Raw genomic sequence first — 12,382 nt, 5'->3', positions numbered from 1 at the left:
CAAAAGACGTGATAGTATTTTGAGTAAAGGCAATAAGTGCAAGCAACTAATGGGCATCTCCAAAAATCCCAAATAAAATCAATTCTCACACATAAATTATCAATTATTTCCCCTCCCAGGAGGGGGAGGGGCGAGGGGTGGGTTCCCTACTGCCTACAGCAAAGCTGCCTACTGCCTCTTTTCTGGAGATGTCTAATGAATATTATTTGATTGCTATGGCCTTCAAGAAAGTTGAATTGTTCACCTTCAAAACAGACAATAGTTCTTATGTTCAACCTAACTCGCCATCGTCTATTTAAGATGGCAGCCAGTATATTCCTGAGTTTTACACTTCTGTTTGTATCCAGCGTTCAACCAGCTTTAGCATTAGTGTCCTCAACTCATCAATATCCTGTTGATAATATTGATGGAATTATTGCCGATGTTCCCACAGGCGAACGTTGGCTGCAACATTTGGAAGAAGACTTGCTCCCATTTTGGACAATGGACGAAGCACTGGGCGATCCCGTTGGCAATTACCCGACTTATCGATGCAATGACGGGTCTTTGTACAGTTGGAGAAATCCCTGTCCAGAACTTGAAAATGCTGATTCGGGTATCGTCAAGCTCGATCGAGAGTACATCAGGGCAAAATCAAGACAAATCTTTGCTTATGGCGTTGCTTACCATCTAACCGGAAAGAGCGAATACCTACAATGGGCTAAAGATGGAGTAGATTATCTACGCGAATATGGTTTAGCCCCAGAAGGTGGTGCTTACACCTACTTTGAAGATGGAGTTGGCCTACCAAGTAAAGATCGCAGGATCAGTCAAGATATGGCTTATGCTGTTGCTGGTCTAGGATTCTACTACTATCTTACCCGTGACCCCGATGTATTAGAAGATATCGTTGCCCTCAAAGACTATATCTTTGAGACCTATTACGATGCAGAATGGGATTTACTTGCATGGGCACATGAGGATTATGTAGATTACGTTGATGAATATGGTAACGAACAAAAAGTTAGTAAGGATCAACGGGAATTAGTAGCTCAACTTGACCAAGTTTATGGTTATATGTTGTTGCTCACTCCCACATTGCCTGAAACTTTTAATGGCAAACCCCTCCGCTCCCAATGGGAAGATGACTTGGTGCATCTAGCTACAATTATGAGCGAGCAGTTTTATACACCAGACAACAATATTTTCTTTGGAGCAATTACCGATCCAAGCAAACAAAGGTTAGGAACAGATCATACAGATTTTGGTCACTCCATTAAAACCTTATGGTTGATCTATAAAATCGGTAAATTAACTGGACATTACGAACTCACTGCTTTTGCTCAAGAAAAAGTACCTTTAATTTTTGAAGAAGCTTTCCTAGAAGATGGAACTTGGGGTCGTCGAATCAATCAATATGGTCAGTTAGAAACTGATAAAGAATGGTGGATTTTAGCTGAGTTGGATCAAACTGCTGCTACCTTCAGTTTGCGCGATCCTTCTTACGCTAAATACTTGCCCACTACCTATGCTTATTGGTTTAAGTATATGATAGACCACGAACATGGTGGTACTTGGCACTGGGTAAGTGCTAAGAATAATCTTCCTGACTTGAGTATGCCTAAGCAACACTCCTGGAAAAATGCTTTCCACAGCTTTGAGCACGATCTAGTTGGTTATATTACTGGTCAAGCAATTCACAATTTGCCTGTCACTTTGTATTTTGCTTTCGAGGAAATTCCTGATAACACTCAAATTCGTCCCTACCTGTTTGCGGCTAAGGTTCAATCCATGATCGAGCCTCTGAAGCGCAATGGGAGAAAGATTCGCCCAGTTTTAGGTTCAACTCAACAAATAGTTACATTAGTTGATGTTCGATAAACCCTAAATCTCAAGATATAGTTACTAGACTTGTCGCTTTATAACTATAAAAAACTGCTAAACCCTTATCATGTAAGGATTTTAGCAATTTCCAGTGCAAAACGTATGGAATTACTACTGTGTCTTAATTTGAGCGATTTTTTCTATCTATTTAGCGACAACTCTATTTCAGAAACTTTAGGGGACGGGAAGCAGCACCCCATTATTGCGGTGGTTGCGGTGTTTGGCAGCACGGAAGAGGGCACAGTGGATGAGCTGGTGAAGATTTTGGATCTGCGGAACAACTATCGTAAAGATAATGATGTGGACTTTGTGGTGCATGCGGATTGTGCTTGGGGTGGTTATTTTGCTTCGCTGATCGGTGTCGATGAAACCAACGTCCCGAGAGCCGTCAGCGACTACGTTATGGCTCAATATGGGCAACTGGGTAAGACGGATACAATTACGATCGATCCCCACAAAACTGGTTACTTGCCTTATCCAGCGGGGGCTTTGTGTTATCGCAATATGACGATGCGGACTCTGATCGCCTTTGGCGCCCCCTATATCAACAATGCTCCCGGCGAGACAGATCCCAAATTGTCTCTGGGAGACTATGGTATTGAAGGCTCGAAGCCAGGGGCAGCAGCAGCAGGGGTATATCTCAGCCATGCGGCTATCCCCCTCACACCTCATGGTTACGGTAAACTGATGACCCTGACGGCGTACAACTGTAAAATCTTCCATTGGAAGTTAGTGGAGATGAGCGATCAGGACCCAGATTTCACTGTGGAGCCAACGCCTCATTGGTCTGACTCAACCCTAAGTAAAGAAGAGGCAGTCAAGTCTTTTCTGAGCAAGCTGTCTGGCAAAACCCCTCAATCAATCCTCAACGATGCCATGGGTACGGATCTGGCAACTCTGCGCGAGGAGGGGTCAGATTTGAATATCCTCACTTATGCCTTCAACTATAAGCTAAACCCAGGTGGCCCGGTGGAAACGAATCTGGACAAGTTGAATGCGTTTAATGAGATGATCTACGATCGCATCAGTTTGAAGGCAGATGGTCGTGAAATCTACAACTATAAGATTCTTGTTAGTTCGACATCCTTCTACAGCGACACCTACGGCGAGGTATTTTTCAATGATTACCTCGGACGCTTGACGGAGACAGCCGTGACTCTTCCCGATCCAACTTCCAGTGGTGGAACTGGCGACAAGATCGTGGTAATGCGCTCGGTCATTATGGACCCTTGGATTACAGAGGATGTGGACGGTAAGCCCTTTGTCGAGTACATCGTGGCTGAGTTATTTGACATCGTGCGAGAGGTGGTTAACGAAGTTCGGGCTAATCCAGCCATATTGGGTGTTTAGTTAGGTCAGGTGTGTTTGTTAGAACGCACCCTTTTGCTTTTAGGGAAGTCATGGTGGGCAAAATAGCCCACTTTGATTTGATTACTTCCCTAATATTTGGAAAGAGGCGATCGCTATGGCCAATGCCACGGTGCGATTGACCCTATTGACCGAAAAAATCTACAAATGGTAGATCAAACAATATTGTTGATCGGAGTTATCAGAATAATTCATTTTGCTACCTCTCGACGCTATTTTTTCGAGAGATGGCTCCACTCGCAGCCATCCTCAAAACTTTCTCAACTTTCACGAAATTAACTTAAGGAGAATATCATGGCACTACCAAACAAAGAAGACATTCAACCATTTATCGACCAAATCAGAACTTGGTACAGTACTGATGATACTGGGTTTAAAACCTTTTTTGATGCAGCAGTAGAAAATGTCAAACCAATTCCCGAAGGTATAGATGAAAGCGTTAAAAAAGACTGGCAAGGCGCAACAATACAGACCCTATGCGAATTTTTTCAAGAATGGTACGAATGGCTACCAGGAGTACCAGAGGGTTTGGATTATATCCAAAAATTTAGTTGGCTATATTATAAGAATGAATACGGTTTGGCTTTTGTAACCAAAGGTAAAGGTTATGAAATGACCAAACAATTCGTAGATTTGCGCGGTGATTATCTTGATTCTACTGACAGCACAGACCTCGTTGATCAATGGATAAATGAGCTTGGTGGTGCAGAGAAAATTTGTGATGAATTTGTTTGTCCAGCTCAGGGAACCCCACATCAAGGATTTACTAATTTTAATGAATTTTTTGCCAGGGAACTCAACACACCAAGCAAGTCAAGACCTATTACTGCACCAGATGATGATTCTGTTGTGGTAGCTCCAGCAGATAGTGTCATCAATATGATTGTTGACGAGTTAACATTGGAAACAAAAATTGCTGTCAAAACAGTATTTTTGAATGTGAAAGAGCTGTTGAATAATTCCAGTTATGCCGATCGCTTCCTGGGAGGAACTGCGGTTTCTTGTATTCTTATGCCTGATACTTATCACTATTACCATGCACCTGTATCTGGCAAGGTTGTAGAATCTAATGAAGATGTGGCTGGAGAATATTTCGGCATCAATGATTTTCCGGGGTTGTTGAACGATGATAATGTTGGTTATGGATATAGCTACAGCGTCTTTGAACATTTTCGGCGGGGATATTTGGTGATCGAAACAGCCAATTATGGTTGTGTTGGCATGATTCCTGTAGGATTGAATACTATTGCTTCAGTGATATTTGAGGAAGCATTCAAGAATATTACTGATAGTACAAATGGGGTTGAAGTGAAAAAAGGCGATCGCATAGGTTGTTTTAAATATGGTGGTTCCTTAAATATTCTTTTGTTTGAAAAGGACCGTTTTCCTTCATTAAATATTATGCAAGGTCAGCAAATTGGATTATTGATGGGCGAGTCCGAATCAGAAGTCAAGTTAACGAGAACAAGGTTGAATCGTTTCTTGAATCGAATTGCTTATTTAGCAAAATAAAAAATTAGTTCTCTAAATCTACAAAATCCAGCTAATATATTTGATAACTCTATTGCTGTCCTTGACAACAGGTTACAAAGGCTTGTTTATTTTCTAGAGATGTCTCATTATAAATAGCCTTAAATTCAGACAATTTGTTATATCATTTTGCTATATCATATCTGGTTGAATATTTATAATTAGAGCTGCATAGTAGGGTTTGAGCAAAAAGATGGATATTTAATTGGCTAAATCTCTACTACAGACAAAAACTTTTTTATCACTTATGATCGGAACATGATATTACCTCTAAAGTAGAAACAGGAATCGTATTTATGGACACTAAAAATCGTTTAGCTTTCAGTTTTATCATAACCTGGGTTTGTACCTGCTTAATAGCAGTAATTATTGGACTCACCTCCAATGCTGCTCCTGCTAAAGCAGATGTTATCTACCACGCTTTCGATGAATGTTTTGCCAATGTCACAGCAGAACTGCCAGAAATTAAAGCAGCAGGATATAACTATATTCAAATTTCGCCTCCCAATCAAACACCATCACGGGAAGATGATGCCTGTACATCAGACAAATACTGGTACTTTCAGTATCAACCATTTGATTATGTTCTGGAAGGAAATCTAGGAAATGAGCAAGATTTAAAGGATTTGATTGACGCTGCTCACGAACGAGGAATTAAAATTATTGCCGATGTGGTCTTTAATCACATGGCTAATTATCGTTTTTATAAAGATGTTGCACCTTTCCCTGAAGCATATCCGCTCTACCCAAAAAAGGAATATTTCCACGAGGCAAAATGTATCGCCAACTATAACAATTCCTACGAAGTTGAAAATGATTGGTTATGTAGTCCCAATGACAGGGAAGGATTGCCAGATTTGAGGACTGACTTACCTTATGTGCAACAGAAACAGCATGAGTATATGCAAAAATTGATGGATCTTGGCATCGATGGTTTCCGCTTTGATGCTGTCAAACACATTTCTGTTGAGGATTTGGAAAAGATAGTCGAAATTATCCCTGAAGATAAGTTTTATTATGGTGAAGCGATCGGTCGCAACTATGACGAGAGCATGAAATATATTCCAGTGTTTCCCAAAGTAACAGATTTTCAACTGGTTAATACCTTGAAAAGTGCTTTTACTTACGGGGGAGACTTACGCTCTTTAATTAATCCAGCAGATACTCAGCGTGCTGTACCTGGAGACAATGCGGTTACCTTTGCTCGGAACCACGATACTTGGGCAATAGGACAGTTTGATAATTGGAAATTTGACAAGAACGATTTAGTTTTAGCAACAGCTTACGTTTTAGGGAGAAAAGAAGGAACGCCTTTGATTTTAACTTTTGATGCTTTCGACCCTACAATTGTTGCTGGCACAAAATTTCACCAACAAATGATGGGAGAATCTCAATATTATCGCAATGGTAACGAAATTGCTGACAGTGCGGACAGTCCTAATTTACTCTTGATCGAGCGTGGAGATAAGGGTTTAACCATTATTAATAAAGCGGGTGAAACATTTGATGTCAGTGCTGCTAAAATGCCTGGTTTAGGAGTTGGTTGTTACAACGAACTACAGTACGACTTTGAAATGTGTGTAGACTATGGCGGTGACGGTCAGAAGTATATTAACAAGTGGGGTTCTCCTAATCGTGGTGGAATTGAAATCGGTCCCCGTACCGCATTGTTCTTTGTCAAAAATGAGGCTTAAGTTGTCTCTTTGATAACCATACCAGATTAATATTGGTGAGGATAGCGATCGCCGTACAATGAATTTATTCATATTTGATGGCGATCGCCTCTTTCTGTAATCTTCTAATTTGAATGTACAGAATGTGGCTTCCAAGCTGACAGAGACTTTAATGCTGCTGTCAATTTGGATATTTGTGTAATTAGGTGGAATTTCCACCGAAATTATATCAAATTCGGTAGCATCGGTTTCAACAATTAATAATTAACAATTAATAATTAATAATTACCTCTTCTTATAAAGAAGCTGAAGATAGAACATTATTTTTATACCAAATTAAGCAGATTTGATATTAAGTCTGCTATTGAAGATAAGTTGCAGACTGCGGTCATATCATGTCCACTGGTATCGTTTGTGTAAAAGTTAGGGTGAATATCTACAGGAAATTTAAGTTTTTTCCAGCTTTTAAGCCTTCTCTCCTAGATAACTAAAGCCTTCTTCCTTACCCTTACCTTACAATACCAATGCTACCGGACTTGATCTCATTCGTCTACTGTCAAACAGGAAGCTAGACTCCTAAGTTCAAACCATCATTTGGGTAATATGAAATACAAAAAATTGGGCGTTGCATAGTTGCGGGATGATGATTAAATTTGCACGCATCTGAAACTGTTAATAAACTAAGAGCAAATTTTTGGTCAGATATCAAAATCATCCCTTGATAATGCAACGCCAAAAATTGTGCTAGTTATACCAATTCACTTTAAAGATGTCACAAATAGTTTCAAACCCCCTATGTGAAATAATTGCCTGAAATTACTGTAGCATCAAACTCTTAAGCCTATAAAATCTTACTTTTGACTGTCAGATATGCGTCTTACATTCTGTTCGCGGAGCGTTTCCGCAGGAAATAGGAACCTCACCAATTAGCACTTGATGCATGACTTTTAACTTCCGTGAAACGGTATTAGAAATTTCCTCATCACCCAATCACCCATCTCCTTTGCTTGTATCGTGTTTCATTAACTGATAATCTGGCTAAGGACAGCGATCGCCTATAATTTGATTCAATTGTTTGATAATAATTCATATTATTATCAAAGACTAAGTATAATGACTTTAACACGTAATCCAAATCTAGATCTAACTACACTCTTCTCTCCTGAGCAGAAAGGGGAGAAAGATCAAACAGATCCCCTGATTGACCCTTGTCCAGATTGGTGGTGGACTGGGCTGCGACCTACAGAAGTCCTAAAAGCATTGCCGATCCCAAATCTAGCCACCTGCACGCGCCGCGAAGTTCTGGACTACTTTGATAATGGCTGGCTAATGACCGAAGTTTTGTTGTCAGCACTACAAGGAGAACAGGCATTCCTCGATCCACCCTACCACCAACTTCGTCATCCTCTAATATTCTATCTATGCCACCCTGCCGTACTCTACATCAATAAGCTTCGGCTAGCTGGACTCATCCACGAGTCGATTAATCCATACTTCGAGCAATTGTTTGAAACAGGTGTTGATGAGATGTCCTGGGACGATATGTCCAAGAATGAAATGGATTGGCCGTCAGTTCGTGAAGTTGTTGAATACAGACGCAGCACCTACAAAATTATCCGGGAATTGATTGAAACCCTGCCCGACCTGGAAGACAGCCATCCACCGATTGCGATGGACAATCCCGCATGGGCACTATTCCTAGGATTTGAACACGAACGCATCCACATCGAAACCTCCAGTGTCTTGCTACGAGAGTTACCACTGTCGGTTTTGCGTCGTCCAGAAGCATGGCCAAACCTGCATCCTTCAGCATTTGCAGAGAGTCATACCGTTGAGAACGAGTTAATCGCCATTTCCAGCAAAACTGTCACCTTGGGTAAGCCTTGGAGAGAACCCTATTTTGGTTGGGACAACGAGTATGGTTCACGGCAGGTAAGGGTTCGGAGTTTTCAAGCCAGTCAATACTTAGTTACTAATCGTGAATTCTACGAATTTGTTGTTGCAGGCGGATACCAGGAATCGAAATACTGGACAGAAGAGGGCTGGGCTTGGAGGCAAAATCGCAATACTAAATGGCCTACTTTCTGGGTTGCTGATGGACCAGCAGGACTGCACCAATACCGACTGCGGACAATATTTGAGGTGGTAGAGATGCCTTGGTCTTGGCCTGTTGGTGTCAACTGGTATGAAGCGAAAGCCTACTGTGCCTGGAAGACTGAGCAGGATAACAGCCCTGCACCCTACAGACTTTTAACGGAAGCCGAACATCATTGCTTGCGTAGGGGCAACCCGCCAGTTAATTTGAATTTAACTTGGGGTTCGGAAACTCCAGTGAATGCTTTACCAGCTAACGAAGCTGGATTTTACGATGTCTTCGGCAATGTCTGGCATTGGTGTGAGGATGACTTCAATCCCTTAGAAGGGTTCCGCGTTCACCGGATCTATGATGACTTTAGTACCCCTTGCTTCGATGGCGAACATAAGATGATTCTTGGTGGCTCTTTTATCAGCACTGGAGATGAAGCCACCCAGTGGGCAAGGTTTCACTTCCGGTGTCACTTCTTCCAGCACGCAGGATTCAGGCTTGTGCGATCTGATGATGGTGACGCAAGCTGCGATGCGGTACTGATTAGTAGCCAAAGCAATGGAGTTAAAGCCTATGAAGGTGAGAAAATTTTGGCAGAAAACCTGATGCTGCATTATGAGTTTGCTGATGAAGTAATGCCATACAATTTCGGCCCCAAGAATGCCGTGGGATTTCCCCAGCGTATTGCTCAACTAACCTTGGAGACAGCCGATCGCCTGGGAATCAAGAAGGATCGGGCAATAGATGTTGGCTGCTCCGTTGGTGGCTCAACCTTCGAGTTAGCCCGGGGATGCGAGTCAGTGTTAGGGATCGACCTCAGTGTCACCTTTATTGAAGCAGCCGAAACCCTACGTCGCAAAGGCAGACTAGCTTATAGTCGTCGGGATGAGGGGGAAAACACCAGCCAAGCTGAAGTTTGCTTGCCAGAAGACTTGGATCGCCGTATAGTGAATTTTCGCCGTGCCGATGCCTGTGCGTTGCCCCCCGAACTCGTTGGGTTTGATGTGGTGTTAGCGGCTAATCTTATTTGTCGTCTACCTAGTCCTAGAGGATTTCTCGGTCGGTTGTGTGGCGCACGCGGTCTAGTACGGCCAGGTGGACTACTGGTGCTAGCCACACCGTTTACCTGGGATGAGCGTTTCACTCCACGGGATGCTTGGCTGGGCGGACATGATGGTGAGGATTCCTTGACTGTATTGCAAGGAGAGCTAAACCAAGATTTTGAGTTGCTCGACACGCAGGATATGCCCTTCCTAATTCGGGAACACGCTCGTAAGTTTCAGTATGTGGTATCCTTGGTCAGTTTGTGGAAGCGGCGTAGCGACTAAATGTATCAGGACTTACGCAAAATATTAAGTCATACACCATCTGTAGGGGCGATTCGCGTTTGCGCAGCATTCCGGAGGAAATCGCCCCCTACTAGATATGCTGGTTATGCGTAAGTCCTGTGTATATTATTGCTAATGCGCTTGTTATATAAAATCCAATTGAACAGTCGTCATTGCGACGATAGGAAGCAATCTCAAGGATGCGCGGAGATTGCTTCCTTCCACTCCGTTCCAGTCGCAATGACTTGAGTATAGTAATTATCCAGATTTGATATTATAGTAAAAAAAATTTAGAGGGTGATAGAAAAATGAACAAATTCAAAAGTATAATCGACAGGGCAAGCAGTGAAGCAGATCAGGAACTTAAAACCCTACAAGAACTAGAAATCTTTGTTCTAGATAATTCTGTTCGTGAAACCACTGTGGGAACTGCTCGTGGTCATGTCCTTGAAGACAAAATAAATATCTTAAAATCTATTGCTGAAACTGAACTAAATGAAGTGATTCTTGGCACTTATGGTTCTAACAGAAATGTTGATGACCAAATTCCTAAACATTGGATCGATCTGGGTGGAACTTTAGATAATATGTGGGGATTTAGCGAAGCTTACAGTGCTTTAGATAAATATGGAGTTCCCATTGATGAGCCAGCAGATGGATTGTTGGAAATGGTCAACGATCATAAGATGAGTAATGCGATTATCGAAATAGATTTATGTAGTCCTGCCATCAATTATCAGCAGTTCGATCTTAACCAATTTATTTTAAACCAAGTGGAGTGGGGTAATAAAAATTTGATGCCACGGGGCGAACAAAAACTTCCTCCACGTCTCCTTGTAAATTTGAGAGATTTCGCAAATTTTGAAACTGATACAGAGGGTTTAACCAGAGCGCTCCATCTCGTTGAAGCTTTGGGTAATCTGCCTAGCGATCGGCGTCCCTTTGGACTGATGATAGAGGAACCAACGGGTTTTTTGCTGCCAGAAACTGTAAGCAAACTGACTAGCATTATTCGTGAAACCATGATTTCGGCAAATTGGTCAAATGGTAAGCTACTTGTTCATGTACATTGTGGTTTTGGTTTGGCAGAGTCAACGGTTTTAGAAGCATTGGCAAATGGTGCTGATGGGATATGGAGTGCTGTTTGCAAGGCTGGAGCAGCTTTGGGTCATTCATGCTCAAGTATTACATTAACAAATCTAGCTAGGCTTGGCAATAAATTTGTAACTCGTACATACAACCTGCCAGCCATTATTAAAGCTGCGCGCAAAGTACATACAATTGCATCAAAAGAACCTGTCCCTAGGGACCAGGAAGTTTATGGTAAGGAAGCTTTCGATCTCGTGTTCGGTGGATGGCATGGATTCATGGGAGATAAAATGGGTGCCGTTGCTAGTATGATTGGTGTCAAGCAGACTGTAAGAATCAGCGATTTTGCCAATGCCGAAATGCTACGTCAAGCTATGATTGAACGATTCGGCGAACCAGAAAAAACCGGATGGGATGAAAACTTATGCAAAAAGATGGAAGAAAAAATTGATGATCACTTAATTCGCGGACAAAGCTTTGACTATAATACTATTACTGGGTTAGCGCAATTATACGAATATAGCGGAGGATGTATTTCATCGTCTATGCTGAAAATTATTACCTCAGACAGCGATGTTCCTGATGAACACCCACTGATCGTTAGTCTCAAACAACGATGGAAAAAGTTGTCAGAAAAAATTAATTCGCCGTCTCATGAAAGTATAGAGGAACTGACTTCAAAACCTAGCATATTTTGGCAAAACCCAGAGATTCCTGAAACAATGGAAGAGATACCCATCAATCATTTTCTTGATGATATTTTCACAGGTGTTCATGTCACAGGAAAACAAAGGGAGATGATTAGCAATTTGTTAGATGTTGACGGTAACGGTTATGTATCTTGGCAAGAGTTTTGCTTTCGTTTGAAATGGACTATACAACAGAAGGGTGTACTCTACTACCCAACACCGGAAGCATTAATTTTGGGAACTTTTGAATTCATCTTACAGCAATTTTAATATAGCAATTCCCATACTGGTGAGGTACAAAATTTTAGGTTTGAGGGAACAGGGAACAGGGAACAGGGAATAGATAAAGAAGAAAAACAACTGTACCTCATAACTTTGGGAATTGCTATCATGTGTGTAGACTACTGTGGTGATGGTCAAAAGTACATTAATAAATGGGTTTCCCCTAATCGCGGTGGAATTGAAATCGGTCCCCGTATCACATTGTTCTTTGTTAAAACAGAGGCTTAATATCAAGTCCGGTTGACAAGTGGTGATTAGCGACGAAAGGAAGTAATCTCTTAAACCTTTGAAATAACTTCCTTTCACTCCCTTCCAGTTGCTGTGTGCCAGGCTATAGTAATTATCTGGATTAGCCTTCTAATTACAAACCAACAATTAATAAAGAAGGTGGAGTCAAAATTGCTCCTGATACTGCATCTTCTCTCTAAATCAGTCATCATATCAAATCCGGTAGCATCGGTGTAATTAGATAGT

General features: G+C 41.7%; 6 protein-coding genes and 1 pseudogene. All 7 read left to right on the top strand.

The genetic code is table 11. From position 1 onward, the window contains the following. Window positions 1-267 precede the first annotated feature (267 nt). Window positions 268-1,860 (top strand): AGE family epimerase/isomerase, encoded by a 1,593-nt coding sequence (locus F6K06_RS15095; protein WP_287241913.1) that lies wholly within the window; start codon window positions 268-270, stop codon window positions 1,858-1,860. A gap of 105 nt (window positions 1,861-1,965) precedes the next feature. After that, window positions 1,966-3,213, top strand: a complete 1,248-nt coding sequence (locus tag F6K06_RS15090) for a hypothetical protein (protein WP_124145407.1) — start codon at window positions 1,966-1,968, stop codon at window positions 3,211-3,213. Between the two features lie 312 nt (window positions 3,214-3,525). Beyond that, window positions 3,526-4,743: a phosphatidylserine decarboxylase gene (locus tag F6K06_RS15085; protein WP_287241910.1), complete on the top strand. Its 1,218-nt coding sequence runs from the start codon at window positions 3,526-3,528 to the stop codon at window positions 4,741-4,743. A 314-nt stretch (window positions 4,744-5,057) separates the two neighbouring features. After that, a complete protein-coding gene (locus F6K06_RS15080) occupies window positions 5,058-6,455 on the top strand; it encodes an alpha-amylase family glycosyl hydrolase (protein WP_124145404.1) in 1,398 nt (465 codons plus the stop codon). Between the two features lie 111 nt (window positions 6,456-6,566). Further along, window positions 6,567-6,695: pseudogene (locus F6K06_RS33970) on the top strand (hypothetical protein); the annotation flags it as partial. An 852-nt stretch (window positions 6,696-7,547) separates the two neighbouring features. Continuing rightward, window positions 7,548-9,848, top strand: coding sequence for a 5-histidylcysteine sulfoxide synthase (gene ovoA, locus F6K06_RS15075; RefSeq protein WP_287241908.1), 2,301 nt, complete (start codon window positions 7,548-7,550; stop codon window positions 9,846-9,848). A 308-nt stretch (window positions 9,849-10,156) separates the two neighbouring features. Further along, the gene (locus tag F6K06_RS15070) at window positions 10,157-11,896 is read left to right on the top strand and encodes a hypothetical protein (protein WP_124145402.1); all 1,740 of its coding nucleotides are present in this window, start codon (window positions 10,157-10,159) and stop codon (window positions 11,894-11,896) included. Window positions 11,897-12,382: the final 486 nt, after the last annotated feature.

It is taken from the genome of Okeania sp. SIO1H4 (assembly GCF_010672695.1).
In the GTDB taxonomy this organism is placed as follows: Bacteria; Cyanobacteriota; Cyanobacteriia; order Cyanobacteriales; family Microcoleaceae; genus Okeania; species Okeania hirsuta.
This window is presented reverse-complemented; position numbering and strand designations above follow the sequence as displayed.

Bases quoted from the DNA above. Each gene is read 5' to 3' on its own strand.
- F6K06_RS15080 (WP_124145404.1), top strand. From the start codon at position 5,058: ATGGACACTAAAAATCGTTTAGCTTTCAGTTTTATCATAACCTGGGTT.
- F6K06_RS15095 (WP_287241913.1), top strand. From the start codon at position 268: ATGTTCAACCTAACTCGCCATCGTCTATTTAAGATGGCAGCCAGTATA.
- F6K06_RS15070 (WP_124145402.1), top strand. From the start codon at position 10,157: ATGAACAAATTCAAAAGTATAATCGACAGGGCAAGCAGTGAAGCAGAT.
- ovoA (WP_287241908.1), top strand. From the start codon at position 7,548: ATGACTTTAACACGTAATCCAAATCTAGATCTAACTACACTCTTCTCT.
- F6K06_RS15090 (WP_124145407.1), top strand. From the start codon at position 1,966: ATGGAATTACTACTGTGTCTTAATTTGAGCGATTTTTTCTATCTATTT.
- F6K06_RS15085 (WP_287241910.1), top strand. From the start codon at position 3,526: ATGGCACTACCAAACAAAGAAGACATTCAACCATTTATCGACCAAATC.